The 18,716-nt window shown below is 66.4% G+C and carries 18 protein-coding genes; 13 read left to right on the top strand and 5 right to left on the bottom strand.

Annotation, left to right across the window (positions count from 1 at the left end):
• Positions 1 to 228: 228 nt before the first annotated feature.
• The 8 genes from SZ55_RS14575 to SZ55_RS14615 all read left to right on the top strand — a co-directional run bounded on the left by SZ55_RS14575 (position 229) and on the right by SZ55_RS14615 (position 11,323).
• On the top strand, positions 229 to 720 hold the full coding sequence (locus SZ55_RS14575; protein ID WP_236692425.1) for a BRO-N domain-containing protein: 492 nt from the start codon (positions 229 to 231) through the stop codon (positions 718 to 720).
• Between the two features lie 325 nt (positions 721 to 1,045).
• Positions 1,046 to 2,746: a sulfate adenylyltransferase gene (locus tag SZ55_RS14580; RefSeq protein ID WP_044407290.1), complete on the top strand. Its 1,701-nt coding sequence runs from the start codon at positions 1,046 to 1,048 to the stop codon at positions 2,744 to 2,746.
• Positions 2,747 to 4,003: 1,257 nt separating this feature from the next.
• Positions 4,004 to 4,909: a LysR family transcriptional regulator gene (locus SZ55_RS27440; RefSeq protein ID WP_082078238.1), complete on the top strand. Its 906-nt coding sequence runs from the start codon at positions 4,004 to 4,006 to the stop codon at positions 4,907 to 4,909.
• Positions 4,910 to 4,934: 25 nt separating this feature from the next.
• Positions 4,935 to 6,290 carry a methyl-accepting chemotaxis protein gene (locus SZ55_RS14595; RefSeq protein WP_052807601.1) on the top strand — a complete coding sequence of 452 codons (1,356 nt, stop codon included), beginning with the start codon at positions 4,935 to 4,937 and terminating at the stop codon, positions 6,288 to 6,290.
• A gap of 206 nt (positions 6,291 to 6,496) precedes the next feature.
• Complete coding sequence (locus SZ55_RS14600) at positions 6,497 to 8,548, top strand: TonB-dependent receptor (protein ID WP_044407299.1); 2,052 nt, start codon at positions 6,497 to 6,499, stop codon at positions 8,546 to 8,548.
• 127 nt (positions 8,549 to 8,675) lie between these two features.
• Positions 8,676 to 9,242: a 2OG-Fe(II) oxygenase gene (locus SZ55_RS14605; protein WP_044407302.1), complete on the top strand. Its 567-nt coding sequence runs from the start codon at positions 8,676 to 8,678 to the stop codon at positions 9,240 to 9,242.
• A 166-nt stretch (positions 9,243 to 9,408) separates the two neighbouring features.
• A complete protein-coding gene (locus SZ55_RS14610; protein ID WP_044407304.1) occupies positions 9,409 to 10,293 on the top strand; it encodes a LysR substrate-binding domain-containing protein in 885 nt (294 codons plus the stop codon).
• 190 nt (positions 10,294 to 10,483) lie between these two features.
• Positions 10,484 to 11,323, top strand: coding sequence for a bifunctional allantoicase/(S)-ureidoglycine aminohydrolase (locus SZ55_RS14615; protein WP_044407307.1), 840 nt, complete (start codon positions 10,484 to 10,486; stop codon positions 11,321 to 11,323).
• 477 nt (positions 11,324 to 11,800) lie between these two features.
• Here SZ55_RS14615 and SZ55_RS14620 read toward each other — a convergent pair whose 3' ends face one another.
• Positions 11,801 to 12,580, bottom strand: coding sequence for an NAD(P)H-dependent oxidoreductase (locus SZ55_RS14620; protein ID WP_044407310.1), 780 nt, complete (start codon positions 12,578 to 12,580; stop codon positions 11,801 to 11,803).
• An 85-nt stretch (positions 12,581 to 12,665) separates the two neighbouring features.
• Between SZ55_RS14620 and SZ55_RS14625 the strand changes: the two genes are divergently transcribed.
• Positions 12,666 to 13,553: a LysR family transcriptional regulator gene (locus tag SZ55_RS14625; RefSeq protein ID WP_044407313.1), complete on the top strand. Its 888-nt coding sequence runs from the start codon at positions 12,666 to 12,668 to the stop codon at positions 13,551 to 13,553.
• A gap of 9 nt (positions 13,554 to 13,562) precedes the next feature.
• Here the strand turns inward: SZ55_RS14625 and SZ55_RS14630 are convergent, their stop codons facing one another.
• Positions 13,563 to 14,069 carry a DUF2938 domain-containing protein gene (locus SZ55_RS14630; protein ID WP_044407316.1) on the bottom strand — a complete coding sequence of 169 codons (507 nt, stop codon included), beginning with the start codon at positions 14,067 to 14,069 and terminating at the stop codon, positions 13,563 to 13,565.
• 71 nt (positions 14,070 to 14,140) lie between these two features.
• Here SZ55_RS14630 and SZ55_RS14635 point away from each other — a divergent pair, with 71 nt between their 5' ends.
• Positions 14,141 to 14,578, top strand: coding sequence for a helix-turn-helix domain-containing protein (locus tag SZ55_RS14635; protein WP_044407319.1), 438 nt, complete (start codon positions 14,141 to 14,143; stop codon positions 14,576 to 14,578).
• Positions 14,579 to 14,591: 13 nt separating this feature from the next.
• Here the strand turns inward: SZ55_RS14635 and SZ55_RS14640 are convergent, their stop codons facing one another.
• Complete coding sequence (locus SZ55_RS14640) at positions 14,592 to 15,443, bottom strand: CAP domain-containing protein (protein ID WP_044407322.1); 852 nt, start codon at positions 15,441 to 15,443, stop codon at positions 14,592 to 14,594.
• A 181-nt stretch (positions 15,444 to 15,624) separates the two neighbouring features.
• Positions 15,625 to 16,248 carry a hypothetical protein gene (locus SZ55_RS14645; RefSeq protein WP_152644489.1) on the bottom strand — a complete coding sequence of 208 codons (624 nt, stop codon included), beginning with the start codon at positions 16,246 to 16,248 and terminating at the stop codon, positions 15,625 to 15,627.
• A 369-nt stretch (positions 16,249 to 16,617) separates the two neighbouring features.
• On the opposite strand from SZ55_RS14645, the gene SZ55_RS27115 reads away from it, so the two are divergent.
• On the top strand, positions 16,618 to 17,097 hold the full coding sequence (locus SZ55_RS27115; RefSeq protein WP_052807602.1) for a hypothetical protein: 480 nt from the start codon (positions 16,618 to 16,620) through the stop codon (positions 17,095 to 17,097).
• 3 nt (positions 17,098 to 17,100) lie between these two features.
• Here the strand turns inward: SZ55_RS27115 and SZ55_RS14655 are convergent, their stop codons facing one another.
• The gene (locus SZ55_RS14655; RefSeq protein ID WP_044407328.1) at positions 17,101 to 17,526 is read right to left on the bottom strand and encodes a group II truncated hemoglobin; all 426 of its coding nucleotides are present in this window, start codon (positions 17,524 to 17,526) and stop codon (positions 17,101 to 17,103) included.
• A 108-nt stretch (positions 17,527 to 17,634) separates the two neighbouring features.
• On the opposite strand from SZ55_RS14655, the gene SZ55_RS14660 reads away from it, so the two are divergent.
• Positions 17,635 to 18,033 carry a MerR family transcriptional regulator gene (locus tag SZ55_RS14660; protein ID WP_044407332.1) on the top strand — a complete coding sequence of 133 codons (399 nt, stop codon included), beginning with the start codon at positions 17,635 to 17,637 and terminating at the stop codon, positions 18,031 to 18,033.
• A gap of 53 nt (positions 18,034 to 18,086) precedes the next feature.
• A complete protein-coding gene (locus SZ55_RS14665) occupies positions 18,087 to 18,668 on the top strand; it encodes an NAD(P)H-dependent oxidoreductase (protein WP_044407335.1) in 582 nt (193 codons plus the stop codon).
• Positions 18,669 to 18,716: the final 48 nt, after the last annotated feature.

The raw sequence follows: 18,716 nt of genomic DNA on the forward strand, positions 1-18,716 counted from the left end.
CCCGGCGCCTAAGAAACGCTTACTCACCTAGCGGCCTGACCGCTCCCGAAAGTTCAGCGGCTTTTTTGTGCATGCGGCACACTCGCGCACGCTCAAAACCTCTGTATGTCGGGAGTGGGCTAATACAAGACCCGAAAGGGGAATACGTCCGGCCCTCTAGGTGGGGTTTCTTAACTCCCGACGCCAACAGCCCTGAGAAAGCTGTAAGACCTAGCAGAGGTAATGGACATGCCCGATTCACCCCAGCTCCACGACGAGATCCTCATCCCCACCCTCTTCACCCGCCACCGCCGCCAGCTCCGCGCGTTGCTGCTGGACGACGAGCCCTGGTTCGTCCTCAACGACCTGGCGCGGCTGATCAACCGCGTACCGCTCGACGAACGCGCGCCCCGCAACCTGGACCCGGACCAACTGCAGCCCGCCTGGGTGCGCGACAGCAGGGGCGAGTACCAGCGCGAGCTGCTGGTCAGCGACTGCGGCGTCTACGCGCTGCTGATCTTCTACTACCACCCGGAGAACGGCGGCATCCGCCGCTGGATCAGCCGCGAGGTGATCCCCCGCCTGCGCGAAGAGCGCTACCCGAACGCCCTGCGCCCCTACCGCGACGTGCTCCACTGGCAGGAACGCCAACTGGAGGTGCTGCACTGGCAGGGCCGCACCTGGCTGGATGCCAGCGAATGCCACCGCCTGCTGCAGCGACCGGCACGGGTGATCGGCTAAGCCGCCGCGCCCCACGCAAAGCCCCTGCAGCCGAGCCGTCGCAGGGTGCGCCCGGCAAACGGCCAACGCCCGCTTGCACGCCCCCGTACCACGCCCAGCCCGCCCGGCAGACGCTCCGCCGGTAACTTCCAGACTTTCCCCACAGGGCAACGTCCTTGTCCGCCCCGGCCCCCGCCCCCTACCGTTCAGCCAGTCCGGTGCGCCCACAGGCAGGCCGGACGGCCGCAGTGACCGGCCATGTCCTACCCATAACAAAACGGCACAGTGCGACCCGTTCGACGGTCAGGCGACCAGCGAGCGGGGCCAGAGCCGAGCAGGAGGAAACATGGAACTCGCCTTCGATCGCTACCCCCAGCAGCCCCACGGTGGAACCCTGGTCAACCAGGTGGTGCCCGCCGACCGGGTCCAGGCAGAAATCGCGCGGGCACGCGCCATGCCGTCGATCCGCATCGACCTGGAGGCGGTGATCACCATCGAGATGATCACCACCGGCGTGCTCTCGCCCAACAAGGGCTTCATGAACCAGGCTGACTATCTGTCCGTGCTGGGCAGCGGCCGGCTGGCCAACGGCGTGGTGTGGCCAGTGCCGCTGAGCTTCGCACCGGTGGGCGAGCGCAACCGCGAGGTGATCGCCGCCCTGGCGGTGGGCGATGAGGTGGCCCTGATCGACAACCGCAACGAGCCGGTGGCCATCCTCGCCATCGAGGACATCTTCGATTACGACAAGGAAGAGCGCGCCCGCCAGCTGTTCGGCACCACCGACCGCAACCACCCGGGGGTGGACGCCATCCACCGGCGCATGGGCGACGTGGCCCTGGGCGGCACGCTGCAGCTGTTGCAACGGGTCGACTGGGGTCCCTTCGAATCGTTGCGCCTGGAGCCCCGGGACACCTGGAAGCGCTTCTACGAGGAACGCGGCTTCCGCTCCGTGGCCGGCTTCATCACCGGCGCCAACCCGCTGCACCGGGGCCACGAATACATCCACCGCAACGCCCTGGAAGGCATCGACGGCCTGCTGCTGCAGCCGCTGGTGGAAATGGCCAAGCGTGAGTACGTGCGCCACGAGTACCGCATGCAGGCCTACCGCAACGTGCTGGAGACCTACTACCCGAAGGACCGCGCCATGCTCTCGCCGCTGCGGGTCACCTACATCTTCGCCGGCCCCCGGGAGACGGTGCTGCACGCCCTGATCATGAAGAACTACGGCTGCACCCATGCCCTGATCGGCCGCGACCACGCGGGGATCGGCAGCTATTACGACAAGTACGCCAGCCACAGCATCTTCGACCAGTTCACCCCGGACGAGCTGGGCATCGAGGTGCGCCTGTTCCACGAGGTGTTCTACTGCGTGCGCTGCGCCAGCCACGCCACGACCGAAACCTGCCCCCACGACGAGCGCTACCGGCTGAACATCTCCGGCACCGGCATCCGCGAGATGCTGCGCCACGGCCTGGTGCCACCCAAGGAGGTGGTGCGCCCGGAGTCGGCCCTGGCGGCCATGCAGGGCATCCAGCCCAAGGGGCTGGGGGACGACGGCGAAGGCACCCTGCCGGTGGCCAAGGTGATCCAGAGCCTGTTCCCCTTCTACACCCGCTTCACCCGCCTGGGCGGCGCACCGCGCCAGCAGCCCCTGGACGCGGAGGCCCTCACCGTGCGCGACCTGGAACTGGCCTGCCACGAGGCGCGCACCCACACCGGCGATGTCTACGACGGCGTCTACCGCGAATACACCGTCTTGCTGGACCACAACCGCAGCCTTCAACCGGCCTGGGTGGACGACGCGCGCGACGCCCTGCACCGGCAGCAGCGGCGCCTGCTGGATGACCTGGACGAGAAATTCAGGCAGGCCCCGGAGCAGGCCTCCGACGAGTTCATGTACCAGGACCAGGCGGAAGTGCAGCGGGAACTGAGCGCCGCCCGCACGCTGCTTGACGACATCCCCACGGCAATGGACGCCACCCGCCTCGCCAACCGCGCCTGGAACAGCCTGCCCTACCCCCGCTACCGAGGCGCCGACGACGCCTGACCCCACCCCACGGCAGCGCTTGCACGGGCTGCCGTGGGTGTTTCTTTCCCTCCACCAACCGACATCGAACGCGGCAACGCGGTGGATCGATGAAGCGCGATCCCCCCCTACGAATCGGGACATGGCGGCAAACGTAGGATGGGCTGAGCTGTGCGAAGCCCATCACTGCCCGAGCGCCGGAGTCGATGCGGTTCGCACAGCTCACCGCATCCTACGGACTTGCCCGTGGTGTCACCGGCGAAGCCCGCTCCACCCTCGAATCGGGGCATGGCAGCAAACGTAGGATGGGCTGAGCTGTGCGAAGCCCATCATTGCCCCGAGCACCGGAGCCGATGCGGTTCGCACAGCTCACCGCATCCTACGGACCCGCCCGTGGTGTTGGGTGGGTGACGCTCTTTCCATCCACCGGCCGGCGTCGAATATGGCAACGGTGGATCGGTGAAGCGCCCGGTCAATCACTTCGGCTCTCAGGCAAAGAAGGCCGTCGCCTTTCAGCCGCTCGTTGCCTCGTTGCAGTTGCCAATGTGCTGCCTATTTACTGCTCCGGCGTCAGTGGTATTGCTTATACCCGGTTGTGCTTTGTACTGCCGAAGCAAACGATAAACAGCCACTGCTCACTGTTCGAGATCTCGGCAGGGCTTGGCAACTCCAAGGGTTATTACCTGATCACTTGGACAACTTGCAGTTTGAGAGCGGCATCGAAGATACGGCGTTTACGGTTTAGGAATAAGGCCTCATTCAATAGGTTTCCACGCTGTGGAGCACCACAAGAAAACTGCAACACCACACCGTTTCGCCTCAACTTGGCAGAGCAGCAAAACGACAATCCACTTCATCCGAAAGCGGCCGTCCAGCCCTCCCTGCGAAGTGGACTCTTGCCTATGACATGGGCCTGCGCTGGAGGACCTCGCACGCATTCTTTGGAGGCCCCTTCATGGGCCGCCCTTTACAAAACTTACGCCAGAAGATTGGCGTCGTTTTATCAGCCCCCCGCACATAACAGCTATTGCAAAAATGAAAGAGAGCCCACCGTTTTTTACGGTTCCGCACATATTTCTCTTTTGCTAGATTGCAGCCGTAGCCTGAGAAGGCCTACCTGAGAAGACAGTCAAAAACCAAAAAAACTTAAAAGTCAAAAAGGGAGAATGCCCCACGATAATTCGAAACCCCTGGAGAATCATAATAACAAAGAGGAGCAAAAACATATTTTCCGCCATCGCGGAAATAAGGAATGCAAACAGCCTTGTGTAGATAGTCATGCTAAGTGAAGTTGGTCTTTTTGTAACACTGGTTCGTGCAGGAAGTCTCGCGAAAGCGGGAAAGGCTCTAAACATGCCGGCAAGTACACTGAGCAGGCGTATTCAGGCTTTTGAAAGGCGGCTGGGTACCACGTTGTTCTTCCGATCAACAAAAGCACTGCGGTGCACATGCGATGGGGAGTCCCTGTACGCCGCCTGCAAAGACAGTGTCGATCAATTGAATATCGCGCTTTCTTCCGTGCAGAGGGAAAAATTCGAACTCAAGGGAAAAGTTCGCGTTCAACTACCCAGCAGTTTTGTCGAGTGCGAAGAAAGTCACCCGCTACTCAACATGCACAAGACCAACCCAGGTATCAGAATCGAGTACTTGGTCAATGACCAGGAGCCGGATCTTTTTGGTGAAGGCATTGATCTTTTGATCCATGCAGGTGAACTCAAATCCACCGACTGTGTCACCAGGAAACTCTTCGACACACAGCTCAAGCTGTTTGCGACACCGGATTACATAGAACTGAAAGGTCGCCCCGCTAATGCGGATAGCCTGCTTGACCATGAAGTTCTGCACGATAGCAGCCTGAAGGAGTGCGTACTGCAAGATCAGGATGGCACTCCCGTGTATGTGCCCCGTCAGGAACGATTGTTGACACGTTCTGGCGGGATGCTGATGCGAGCAACACGCAATGGTATGGGCGTTGGTTTGCTCCCCGTGAAACTTGCCAGACCCTATGTGAACAGCGGAGCCTTAGTGCAAGTACTGCCTGAGCTGTCGATGGCGGGTCGGTCGGTCTACATCTCCTACCTAAGCTCCCGCTCATTGTCAGTCTGCGCGCGGGCCGTACTCGACCAGATGCTCGCTCTCACGCTGCCCCTCCACCGGGATATATCGTCCTCCTGCAATAACTGAGGCTAGGAGCCCAGGGAGTCTTGCCATGTTCAGATTCAATACATCAGCAAAGAAAATCTACGCAGAACTGCTCAAGACGCTTGAGCAGTCGGAGGACAGTCTCTCTGCGATTGATCGCGCAACCGGGATGATCGAGTTCCGACCTGATGGCACCGTGATAACGGCAAACTCCAACTTCCTCGAGCTTTTCCACTATTCACTCGATGAAGTCGTAGGCAAACACCACCGCATGTTCTGTTCGCCCACGCTGGTCCGCTCTCCAGAGTACGAACAACTGTGGACGACTCTGCGCAGCGGACAGTTGGTCAAAGGTGTCTTCCAACGCCAAGACAGCCAAGGCCGAAGTGTCTGGCTGGAGGCTTGCTACAGCCCGGTTTTCAGTAACGGCAAATTGACCCGCATCCTCAAGCTCGCCTACGACATCACGACGCGAATCGAACACGATGCTGATGTGCACTCACGGCTGAAGGCGCTCAACCGCTCCACCGCCATTGTGGAGTTCACGCCCCAGGGCCAGGTGATCGACGCCAATCAGAAGTTCCTGCTCACCATGGGTTATTCGCTGCAGGAAGTGCGCGGCAAAAGCCACAGCATGTTCTGCGAGTCGAACTACGTGCACAGTCCCGAGTACAGCGACCTGTGGTCGCAACTCAACCAGGGGCAGTTTCTGTCAGGGCAGTACAAGCGCCTGCGCAAGAACGGTTCGAGCGTGTGGCTGGAGGCCACCTACAACCCTGTGTTCAACGCTCAGGGAGAGTTGGTGAAGGTGGTGAAGTTCGCCGCCGACATCACCGAGCGGGTGGAGAAGTACGAGCAGGACTCGCGCAGCGCCAGCTCCGCTTATCACATCTCGGTGGAGACCGAGCGGGTGGCCGAGAACGGCTCGGAGATCATCCACAGCGCGGCGCGGGAGATGCGAGGCATCGCCGAGGATGTGAACGCCTCCACCACCATCGTCGAGCAACTGGGCTCCCGCTCGGAGCGCATCACGGCCATCGTCAACACCATCCGCAGCATTGCCGACCAGACCAACCTGCTGGCGCTGAACGCTGCCATCGAAGCCGCCAGGGCTGGCGACCAGGGCCGGGGCTTTGCCGTGGTAGCCGATGAGGTGCGGCAGTTGGCCGGGCGCACCAGCAGTGCCACGACGGAGATCGCCGAGATGATCGGGATGATCCTCTCCGAGACCCGGCAGGCGGTGGAAAGCATGAAGAACACGCACCTGCGGGCAGAAGCCGGCATGGCACTGGCCGACCAGGCGGGAACCGTGATCGAACAGATCCGCCAAGGCACCAACGATGCGGTACGGGCCGTCAGCATGTTCGCCAGCTTGATGGATGAATCGGAGGTGAAGACCGGCACCTGGCACACCGGTCGCTGAACCTCTGCAAGCTCGAATCCGCGCCGGGGATGACGCGACAAAACGTTACGGTATAACATTTGCAACCCCTGACCCCGGCACGGAGACATGAGCGGTTCCGTGCAGCCCCTCCCCGCCCTGTCGACCGGCCTTGCGGCCGCGTCGGGCTGGCTGCCGTCCCGCTCACCTGCCGGGGCGCCCTCCCGACCCGGTTGCAAGGACACACGATGAAGAACGAGCTTGCCCCCCTGGCCATGCTGGCCGCCCTGGCAGGTGGCGCCGAAGCGGCGCCCGCTGGCGAATCCACCCTGACCCTCGGCGAAGTCCGGGTGGACTCCTCCTCCGGGCGCCCCCTGCAGACCGGCAGCAGCGTGCTGACCTCGGTGGACGTGCTGGGCGCCGACAAGGTGGAGGAAAAGAACGTGATGAACAGCTGGGAGCTGCTGGGGCAGATGCCCGGCATCCAGCTGACCGAGACCCGCCAGGGCGCCGAGTCGGGCAAGGCCACCTTCCGCGCCTTCAACGGCGAGGGCTACATCAACGGCATCAAGACCCTGATCGACGGCGTGCCGAGCAACGTCAACAGCGGCAACCAGCGCTTCATCGACATGGTTTTCCCCCTCGACATCGACTACATCGAGGTGGTGCGCGGCACCAACGACCCGCGCTACGGCCTGCACAACATCGGCGGCAACATCAACTTCGTCACCCGCCAGGGCGGCAACTACAGCGACGGCCGGCTGACCTACGGCAGCTTCAACACCCGCGAACTGCAGGTGGCCGTGGGCCGCGAGTCGGGCAACTTCGCGCAGAACTACTTCTTCGCCAAGCAGGACTCGGACGGCTTCCGCGACCACGACAGATCGGACAAGTACTCCCTCGGCGCCAAGTGGTTCTTCACCGACGACGAGGGCCTGCTCAAGGTCGGCCTGGTGACCCGCCTCTACCACCACGAGGCCGACGAGCCGGGCTTCCTCACCCGCCAGGAACTCAAGGCCAGCCGCACCGACTCCGCCGCGAAGAACGCCAACGACGGCGACGACCGCGACATGAAGCAGCTGGCGCTGCACCTGGACTGGCAACTGCGCGACGACCTGAGCCTGAGCAACACCCTCTACCACAACCGCTACGAGGACGACCGCAAGGTCACCTTCACCTCCTACGCCGTGGGCAACGCACCGCGCCAGCGCCGCCAGTGGGACGAACGCCAGACCGGCCTGCTGAGCAACCTCACCTGGGCCAGCACCGACTGGCTGACCCTGGACGGCGGCATCAACCTCGAACACCAGGACAACGAGTACCGTCGTTACCGCTACAGCTACAGCGTGCCGACGAACTTCGACGCCCCGCCGGCGCGCATCCAGAACGACGACGCCTACACCCTGGACAACTTCGGCACCTACGTGCAGGCGGTGATCCAGCCCACCGAGCAGTTGAAGATCATCCCGGCTTACCGCCTGGACCGCTTCTCCGGCGAGACCGAGCTGCCCGGCGGCATCAAGGCCGACCTGCAGGACTACGGCTGGATCCGCCAGCCCAAGCTGAGCGTGGTCTACAGCCTCACCCCGGACCTGAACGTCTACGCCAACTGGGGCCGCACCTTCCAGATCCTCACCGGCTCCCGCGAGCCGGCCTACCTCACCGCCGGGCAGAAGGCCTTCAAGCCCTCCATCAACACCGGCAAGGAAGTGGGTGTGCGATTCAACCCGGTCAACGGCACCGAAACACGCATCGCCCTGTGGCAGCAGGACGCCACCGACGAAGTGGCCAACATGCCCAGCACCGGCACCACCGTCGGCCTCGGCAAGACCCGCCGGCGCGGCGTCGACCTGCAGCTGACCGCCGAACTTGACGAGCACTGGAGCCTCTGGGCCTCCCATTCGATCCAGGAGGCCAAGGTGGTCAGCGCCTTCACTGCCAGCGGCCAGTCCCTGGCCGGCAAGGAGGTGTTCTCCACCCCGCGCCACATCTCCAACCTGGGGGCGGACTACCGGCTCAACGACGACTGGCGCTTCGGCCTGCAGGCCCGCGCCCAGGGCGACTATTACATCGAAGAACTGAACCAGCAGGGCAAGTACGGCGGCTACGCGCTGCTGGACGCCAGCGTGAACTACCGGCTGAGCCCCACCACCAGCCTGGACCTGCAGGTGAAGAACCTCACCGACCGTCAGTACGAATACGTCTGGTACGACAACTTCTTCTGGGGCGGTGCTGACCAGCCGATGTTCTCCCCCGCACCGGGGCGCACCGCCTACCTGTCGCTGAACCTGAAGCTGTAGCCCCAGGCGGGCGTGGCAGCCCCTGCCACGCCCGCGAACCCCGTCCCACCGGGCGCAAGCCGTCCTCGACAGCCCGCCCGGCGCGGCCGTAGCATCCGGCTTTTCCCACGAAACCACGGACCGGATCATGGAAAAGACCGACCTGGGCGGCATGCGCTTTCTCATCCACGGCTTCCTCAGCCCCGACGAATGCCAGGGCCACATCCACGCCAGCGAAGCCCTGGGCTACGAAGAAGCCGCCATCCAGACCCGCGACGGCGGCCAGGCGATGAACAAGGCCATCCGCAACAACGACCGCATCCTCTTCGACGACCCGGCCCTGGCCCAGCGCCTGCTGGAACGGGCCCGCCCCTGGCTGCCCGACTGCCTGGACAACGAGTGGCAACTGGTAGGCCTGAACGAACGCTTCCGCTTCTACCGCTACACCCCGGAGCAGTACTTCAAATGGCACCGGGACGGCGCCTTCCAGCGCAGCCCCAGCGAGATCAGCCAGCTGACCCTGCTCATCTACCTCAACGACAACTACCAGGGCGGCGCCACCCAACTGCGTGACGAAGCCGACATCCGCCCCGAGACCGGCATGGCCCTGGTCTTCCCCCACCGCGTGATGCACCAGGGCTCGCCGATAGCGGCCGGGGTGAAGTACGTGCTGCGCACGGATGTGATGTACCGGCGGATAGAAGCCGGGGCCTGATAGCACCTGCTTCACGAGTGAAGCCCACAGAAGTTTGAGCAACGGTGCATTGCCGGGGTCTCTCCACGGCACAGACGGGGAGCATCGCCGCCTCAGTGACGATGTTTGCCCCCTCCTCCTCAAGCTGCTACAAGCCCTCATCCTCATTTGAAAGACGAATAGCCCCATGGACCACAGTGACAGATCGAATAACCGCCTGTTCGAGCTGGACCTGCTGCGGGCGCTGGTGGCGGTGGCCGATTGCGGCAGTTTCACCAGTGCCGCCGGGCGCCTCAGCTCCACGCAGTCGACGGTGAGCCAGAAGGTCCGGCGGCTGGAGGAGCTGGCCGGGCACCGGTTGCTGGAGCGCGGTAACCGCGATGTGCTGCCCACCGATGCCGGGGAGACGCTGCTGGCCTATGCCCGGCGCATGCTGGCGTTGAACGATGAACTGCACGAGGCGCTGGCGGGGGCGCGGGTGTCGCTGACGGTGCGCATCGGCGTGCCGGATGACTTCGCCGCCGGCAGCACCACCCGCCATCTGGCGGTGTTCAACCACCACTTTCCCCAGGCCAAGCTGGAGGTCACCAGCGGGCTGAGCCGCGACCTGGCCGCCAGTTACGACCGTGGCGAGCTGGACCTGGTGCTGATCAAGCAGCGCCGCAACAGCCGCGACGCCATCGCCCGCTGGCCGGAGAAGACCCGCTGGGTGGACAGCGCGCGCACCCCGGCTGCCAACCTGGACCCGCTGCCCATCGTCACCTTCCCGCCGCGCGGGCTGTACCGCGACGAGATGATCAGCGCCCTGGAAGCCGCCGGCCGGCGCTGGCGCATCAGTTTCACCAGTTCCAGCCTGAGCGGCATCCAGGCTGCCATCGCCGATGGCATGGGCGTCGGCCTGCTGCCGGCGCGGGCGGTGACGGCCGACCACGCGGTGCTGCCGAAGAAGATGGGGCTGCAGCCGCTGGACCTGTTCGAAGTGGCACTGCTACACCGCCCCAGCGCCGGGCCGGTGATCAAGGCGCTGGCCGAATCCCTGTGCCGCCTGCTGGACGAGGAGCGCCAGCGCTGAGGTCACGCACCGCATTCGATAACCGAATGTGACCCATCCCGATATTTAATTTGTGGATGCGAAGACAGCTGGATATCGTGGATTCCGCCCCGCGCACCTGCGGCCCGTCCGGTTGCGGCTGCGCCCATGCGACGCCAGCGTCGGCCTCCTGGCCACTGGCAGGGCGCCGAATACCCACAGGAGACTTTTCGTGTCCAAGAAGCCTTTCTATTTCGCCCCCCACGGCGGTCACCCGGCCCAGACCGAGCTGCTGACCGACCGTGCGATGTTCACCGAAGCCTACGCCGTGATCCCCAAAGGGGTGATGCGTGACATCGTCACCAGCCACCTGCCCTTCTGGGACGACATGCGCATGTGGGTCATCGCCCGCCCGCTGTCCGGTTTCGCCGAGACCTTCTCCCAGTACATCGTCGAGCTGGCGCCCAACGGCGGCAGCGACAAGCCCGAACTGGACCCGAACGCCGAGGCGGTGCTGTTCATCGTCGAAGGCGAGCTGACCCTGACCCTGCAGGGTCAGGTGCACAACATGCAGCCGGGCGGCTATGCGTTCATTCCGCCGGGCACCGACTACAAGGTGCGCAACACCTCCGGTCAGCACACCCGCTTCCACTGGATCCGCAAGCACTACCAGCGCGTTGACGGCGTGCCGCTGCCGGAAGCCTTCGTCACCAACGAGCAGGACATCGAGCCGAAGGTGATGCCGGACACCGAAGGCCGCTGGAGCACCACCCGCTTCGTGGACATCAGCGACATGCGCCACGACATGCACGTGAACATCGTCAACTTCGAGCCGGGCGGCGTGATCCCCTTCGCCGAGACCCACGTGATGGAACACGGCCTCTACGTGCTGGAAGGCAAGGCGGTATACCGCCTGAACCAGGACTGGGTCGAGGTGGAGGCCGGCGACTTCATGTGGCTGCGAGCCTTCTGCCCGCAGGCCTGCTACTCCGGTGGCCCGGGTCGCTTCCGCTACCTGCTGTACAAGGATGTGAACCGCCACATGCGCCTGACCCTCAACCAGGCCCATTGATCCAAACGACGGGAGCCCAGCGCTCCCGTCGTCGTTTCTGCGGTGCCGCAAAGGCTTCGTAGCCTGGGCTTCAGCCCAGGGATGCGGGGTCGATCCCGGCCCCGGGCTGAAGCCCGGGCTACGGTTGCTGCCGAAACTCGGAGCGGCAGCGGTTCGCGAGCAGAGCTCGCACAAGGCTCGGATGGCCTGATCTCCCGTCGTCGTTTCTGCGGTATCGCAAAGGCTTCGTAGCCTGGGCTTCAGCCCAGGGATGCGGGGTCGATCCAGGCCCCGGGCTGAAGCCCGGGCTACGGTTGCTGCTGAACCTCGGAGCGGCAGCGGTTCGCGAGCAGAGTTCGCTCCTGCAAGGCTCGGATGGCCTGATCTCCCGTCGTCGTTTCTGCGGTGCCGCAAAGGCCTCGTAGCCTGGGCTTCAGCCCAGGGATGCCTCGGTGGACTCCGGTTCCGGGCTGAAGCCCGGGCTACGTTGCCCCTTGCCTACCGCTTCACATGCGCTGCGAACCCCTCCTCCCCCGGCGCGATGTTGGGCTTGAGGGTCAGCGCGGGGATCTCGTAGTCCCCCGCGTTCTGCTTGCGGTAGGGGATGGGTTCGGTGCGCCACAGGTCGTCCAGGCGCTGCCCCAGTTCCTGCTGGATGCGGGCGAAGCGTGCCGCGTCGATGCGGCTGGTGCGGTGCACGACGAAGGGTGGCAGCACGTCGAAGCCGGGGTAATGGAGGATACCGTGGTGGATCGGGAACAGCAGGTCCTCCATCGGGCCGTTGATGCCGCGCGGGCTGTAGTGGGAATCCCAGCCACCGGTGGTGACCACCAGCATGGCCCGCTTGCCGGCCATGGAGCCTTCGCCGTAGCGGTCGCCCCAGCGTGCATCCGAATGCTCGCCCACGCCGTAGGCGAATCCGTAGGCGTACACGCGGTCGACCCACCCCTTGAGGATCGCCGGCAGGGTGAACCACCAGAGCGGGAACTGCAGGATGAGCGCATCCGCCCAGCGCAGCTTGTCCTGCTCGGCGGCGATGTCCGGGCTCTGCCGGCCGTTGGCGAAGGCATGCCGGGAATCCTGCGAGGCATCGAAGCGCGCACCGGGTTCGTGGTCCAGGTTGTCGGCGGCGTCGAGGGTCGGCTTCCAGCCCATGGCGTACAGGTCGGACACCTGCACCGCATGGCCGGCGGCCTGCAGGTGACGGACGCTGAAGTCCTTCAGCGCGCCGTTGAGGGAGCGGGGTTCAGGGTGGGCATGGACGATCAGGATATTCATGGGGCACCTCACGGGACGGGAGGTACGCAGGATGGGAGCCCGGCAGATATATTGGAAATGAATAGCTGATATCCCAGGTATACGCATGAATAATCTCAGACGGCTGGACCTCAACCTGCTGGTGACCCTCGACACGCTGTTGACCGAACACAACGTCACCCGCACCGCCGAGCGCCTGAACTTCTCCCAGCCCTCGGTGAGCGTGCACCTGGCCAAGCTGCGGGAGATCTTCAACGACCCGCTGCTGCTGCCCGGCCCTCGCGGCATGCGCCCCACCGCTCGCGCCGAGGCCCTGCGCGAGCCCTTGCGCCAGGCGCTGGAGGCGCTGGAGCGCGCCGTGGCCCCGGCCAGCCCGTTCGACCCCGCCCAGGCCCAGGGCACCTGGCGGGTGGCCGCCACCGACTACGGCGAGTCGGCCATCCTGTTGCCCGCCCTGCCCCGCTTGCGGGCTGCACCGGGCATGCGCGTGGCGGTGGTGGAGATGGTGCCCTCGCGCATCGCCCGGCAGGCGGAGCACGGGGAAATCGAGCTGGCCTTCCACACCGTGGAGGGCTCGCCCACCAGCCTGCATCGCCGCACCCTGTTCGCCGAACGCTACGTGCTCGCTGGCCGCGCCGGGCATCCCGGCCTCAGGCGGCGGCCGACGCGGGAGCAGTTCTGCGCACTGGACCAGGCGATCGTCTCGCCCGATGGCGGCGGCTTCAGCGGCCCCACCGACGAGGCCCTGGCAAGCCTGGGCCTGGAACGGAAGGTGGTGCTCTCGGTGCCGCACTTCCTGTTCCTCCGGGCCGTGCTGGAGAGCACCGACCTGGTGGCCATGCTCCCCGAGCGTCTGCTGAAGGGCAGCACGCTGCAGGTGGTCGACGCGCCCGTGGACGTGCCCGGCTACGAGATGGCCATGCTCTGGCACGAACGCGTGCACCGCGACCCGGCCCACCAGTGGCTGCGGGAGCAGATCGTCAGCGCCCTGTGAGCCGGTCGCTCAGCCCGCGCAGTTCATCCACCCCCAGGCCATGCCCAGGGCCGCCAGGTACAGGCCCAGGCCGAACACCAGGTGCGTGCGCAGGCTGCGCAGCCGCGCCTTGAGCGGTTCCGGGGTGCGGGCAGCAGCGATGCCGAGCCCGAAGGCCGGCTGCATCACCAGGAACGGCGCCGCCACGCTCAGCAGCCCGAACACCAGCGCCGGCCACAGGCTTGGCCGGCACAGCCAGGCCGGCCCGGCAACCGCCACCAGCAACGCGGCGAAGCCGATGCCGATCAGGTAGTGGCAGGTCCAGCCCAGCACGCGCTCACCGCGCACCGGCGCGGCACGGCCGATGCCCGCATGACAGAAGCGGCCACGGGGCATGTGCCCGACCCAGCGCCCCACCAGGGCGTAGTCCAGCCCGGCGTTGCCGGTCAGGCGGCGCAGCAGCCAGCCCCACAGGTCCATCACCAGGGTCGCGCCCACGCCGATCCCCGCCACCGCTACCACCGTCTCACCGTTCATGCTTAGCTCCTCCACTGTCACGGAACGCCCGTGGAATCAGGCTGCCAGTTCAAGTCGACTTGAGGTCAAGCATGAAAGAGATGGACATCGCCCAGGTGGCGAGAAACTCCGGCCTGCCGGCCTCGACGCTGCGCTACTACGAGGAGAAGGGACTGATCCGCTCCATCGGCCGCGCCGGCATGAAGCGGGTGTTCAACGCCAACGTGCTGGAGCGCCTGGCGCTGATCGCCATGGGACGGGCGGCGGGGTTCTCGCTGGACGACATCGGCGCCCTGCTCGGCAGCGCACGGCAACCGACCCTGGACCGCCAGCGCCTGGCGGAACAGGCCGACGCGCTGGACGCGACCATCCGCCAGCTGTCGGCGATCCGCGACAGCCTGCGCCACGCGGTGGACTGCCCGGCGGAGGACCACCTGGCCTGCCCCACCTTCCAGCGCCTGATGAAAGTGGCGGCCCGCGCCGCCACGCGGGAACCGGCGCGGCGGGCGGGTACCAAACGCCGGCCCTGAGGCCGGCGCGGGGTCACTGGCTGCCGAACAGCGCGGTCCAGTAGATGCCGGCGTCACTCTTCGGGTCCACCGAGTAGGCGGCGCCCAGGTCGCGGAACTGCGGGTTCATCAGGTTGGCGCAGTGGCCGGGGCTGGCGAGCCAGCCGTCGAGCACCTTGCGCGAGGTGTCCTGGCCGGCGGCGATGTTCTCGCCGATCTGCCGGCCGATGTAGCCGGACAGCTCGGCGCGGTCACCCGGGGTGCGGCCGTCGCGGTCCTTGTGGTCGAAGAAATTGTTGTTGGCCATGGCGCGGGAGTGCCCCTCGGCCGCCGTGGCCAGGGAGGCGTTCCAGCTCAGCGGCGCAGCGGCGGCGAAGAACTGGGTGCCGCACTGGCGGGACTGGGCACGGGCGGTGTTGATCTGCTCCAGCAGCTTCTGGCCCTCGGCCTGCCAGTCGCCCAGGCGCCCGGTGAGCAGCGGCCGGGCCAGGACGATGCGCCACTCGCGGTCATCGCGGCTGACGCCGATGTCGACGAACTGCGGGTCCAGCACCACCTGGCAGAAGCTCTCGCGGATGGCCTTCATCGCCGACTGCGCATCGCGGGGGCCGGAAAGGCTGATGGCCTGGACATTGACCATGGGGTAGCGCGACTGGGTCATCGCCTCCTGCAGGTCGCCCATGGTGGTGGCGGAAATAACCAGGCGCGGGTCGGCGGTGAGCGGCGGCAGCTCCAGAGAAGCCTGGCCGGCGCAGCTCTGCACCTGGCCGCGGTAGGCGTTGAGGGCCTCGATCAGCTGCGCTTCATCGCCGGCACGGGCGCCTTGGGCGAGCAACAGGCCCAGCGACAGGGCCGCAAGCCGCAGGACGGTAGAGGTGACGCGCATGGATGCCTCCTTGGACGGGTTGCGCCCGGGTGCGCGAGCCTGCTCGGGGCTGGGGTCGCGACTTATTGGAAGGGCGTATGACCGGCAGACGGGCGAATGGTTGCCTGGCCGGACGGATAGGGGTGGATTCAACCACGGGGGCCGGGCAAATCCCAGGCCATTCGCACCGGAATAGCCCCGTTCAGGGCCGCCAGCCCTGCACCTGGCCCTTGGCATCGGCGCCGATCAGCAACAGCCGCTGGGGCCAGTCCACCAGCAACAGGCCGTGCTCGCGGTTGAGGGCGAGGAACGCGCCCATCAAGGCCTGGGAGTCCGCCCCCTCCTCCAGCACGGCGCCCAGCGCCAGCAACCCGCGCGGGCCGGTGTAGCCGTAGAGCCAGGCGCCGCGCCCCACGGGCAGGCTGAACCCCTGGGCGAGCCGCCCCAGCACCTGCCCCTCGGCCACCACCACCGGCGCCGGCCCGGGCGTGACGCCGAGCCGCGCGGCCAGGCGCTCCAGTGCATCGGGCAACGGCACCAGCGGCACACCACCCACCGCGCCAGGGCCCGGCGCCCCGCTGGCCTTGAGCGCGCTCAACGCCGCCTCGGCCGCTCCACGCTGGCCCGGCGCCAGGAACTGCACCCGCAACCAGTCCGCCTGGTGCAGCAGCCGCGCGCCGCGCAGCTCGCCCTGCACCGGCTCCAGCGGCGGCAGCCCGAGCGAGGCCGGGGCGGGGGCCGCCACAACCGTGTCGACGGCGCGAGCATCAGCCACGGCAGGCACCAGGCCGAGGGCAACCAGCAGGACGATGGGCAACGGATTCATGGGCAGCGCCGGCAAGTAAAAGGGGGCGCAGATTACCCACGCCCAGGCCCACCGTCAGCGGCCCCAGCACGGGAGCGGCCGGGGATGACAGGGGAATCAGCCGGCGTTTGGGCTTACAGGCAGACCGAGGAGTCATGCAGCGGTTGTCAGCGGGTACTGGACAGGCATGGTTTTCCTCCGTGAAAAGCGCACATGTTGACGCAAGGCAACGCTCGGCACAGCGCAGCGAGCATCATCGGCGACCGCCCGGACGACCGTCCCAGAACGTGGCACCCGACACCCCACCACCCCATGGAAGGAACCCCATGAGCCCTGCCCTGCGAACCCCCGACCACGTCCGTTTCCCCCTGCGACAGCGGAGGGGCTGACATGGACCGGCTGGAACTGCTCGACGAACTGGACCGCCTGCTGCCCCCGGTGGACAAGCCCGAAGGCCCGGACCTGTCCTTTCACCCCAGCGGCTGCGACGCCTGCGACATGCTGCGCACGGAGCTGGCCATCTGGCCCGGGCGCAAGCTGCCGATGGAGGCCCTCTTCTGGCTGCACGACGACATGAGCAGCCTCTCCGCCGCCGGCTGGCGCTGGGCGCTGCCGTCCTACTTGCGGCTGGTGCTGGAGTCGCCGCCCGATGAGATCAACCTGCTGCTGGGCTTCCTCATCCTCAACCTCAACCCCTCCCCCGCCTACCGCGAGGACACCCGCACCCGCCTCGGCGCGCTGGATGCGCAGCAGCTCGGGCTGCTGCTGCGCTTCATGCAGTGGTGCGGCGAGCAGCCGTGGCTGCTGGCCTGGGGCGAAGACATCGACCAGGCCTGCAGCTTCCTCGACGACCTGCGCCGCCGGCGCTGAACCTCAGCCCGGCAAGCCGTGCCGCGCCCGGGCGGCCTGCACCACCCGCTCGGCCGGCACCCGCAACTGCACCAACAGGTACTCGGCGAAGTCCGCCGCGTAGCCCTGCCGGGCGATCGCCCGCTCCATGCACAGCAGCCACGCCTCGCTGAGCGCCTCGTCGATGGGCCAGCGGGCATGGAACGCCGGGATGGCGATGGAGCCGTACTTCTCGCTGAACAGGCGCGGGCCGCCCAGCCAGCCGCTGAGGAAGCAGGCCAGCTTGTCCCGCGAGGGCGCCAGGTCCTCGGGGTGCAGCCGGCGCAGCGCCGCCGCCTCGGGCAGGTTGTCCATCTGCTGGTAGAAGTCGTCGACCAGACGGCGCAAACCGTCGATGCCGCCGGCGGCCTGGTAAGAGGCATCGCCGACGCCGTAGGGCGCATGGCTCATGGAGGGCTCCGGGCAAAGCGCGGATTGTAGCGACGGCCGGTCGCCAGCGGTGACAAGCCCGGCCGGCGCATACCAGAATGACCCGCCCAGCCCGAGGAGAGCGACACCATGCAGATCGGCCAGCTCATCGCCCGCAGCGGCGCCAGCGCCAAGGCCATCCGCCTCTACGAGAGCCGTGGCCTGCTGGGCCCGGTACCACGTCGGGGCACCTATCGCTGCTACGACGTGTCGCACCTCGAACGCCTGCTGTTGATCCGCCAGGCGCAATCGGTGGGCTTCAGCCTCGCCGAACTGGAGCCCCTGCTGCGGGGCGTGGACACGCCCGACTGGACGTTGCTGCGCCAGCACCTGCAGGCCAAGCGCCAGGCAGTACGCGCCGAATTGGCCCGCCTGCGCCGGCTGGACGCCCGGCTGGGAGAGGTCGACGAAGAGATCGCCCGGTGCCTGGCCGACACCGCACGGGCCGACGACGTGCTCTGCAACACCTCCGCCCCCTCTGTGGCTTGACTCTGCCCTTAGGGGCAGACCGCAGACTGCCGCCTTGCTCAAGGAGGCGGTACATGAACACGAGAAAGGTACTGGTGGTGCTCGGCCATCCGGACGGTGACAGCTACTGCGCGGCCCTGGCCGAGGCCTACGGCGAAACGGCCCGGGAGGCCGGCCACGACGTGCGCACACTGGCGCTGCATCACCTGCAGTTCGACCCGGTGCTGCGCAGCGGCTACCGACACCCACAGCCCCTGGAGGCGGACCTGGTCGAGGCCTGCAACCTGCTTACCTGGGCCGACCACCTGTGCTTCGTCTACCCCATCTGGTGGGGTGGCGTACCGGCGCTGCTCAAGGGCTTTCTGGACCGCGTGCTGCTGCCCGGCTTCGCCTTCGCCTATCGCGACGGCAACCCATGGCCGGAGCAACTGCTGAAGGGGCGCTCGGCTCACCAGTTGGTCACCCTCGACACGCCACCCTGGTACTTCCGCTGGGTGCAGGGCGCGCCGGGCCTGCGGCAGATGGAGTGCACCACCCTGCGTTTCTGCGGCGTACGCCCGGTGAAAACGCTGACCCTGGGTCCGATCCGCAAGGCCGGTGCCCCACGCCTGGAAAACGGCCTGCACCGCGCCCGACGCCTGGCGAGGGCGCTGTGAACCCCCGCGCACCACTCGGCGCCCCGCTGGCAGGCGCACCTGCTGGCC

It is taken from the genome of Pseudomonas sp. FeS53a (genome assembly GCF_000931385.1).
Lineage (GTDB): Bacteria > Pseudomonadota > Gammaproteobacteria > Pseudomonadales > Pseudomonadaceae > Metapseudomonas > Metapseudomonas otitidis.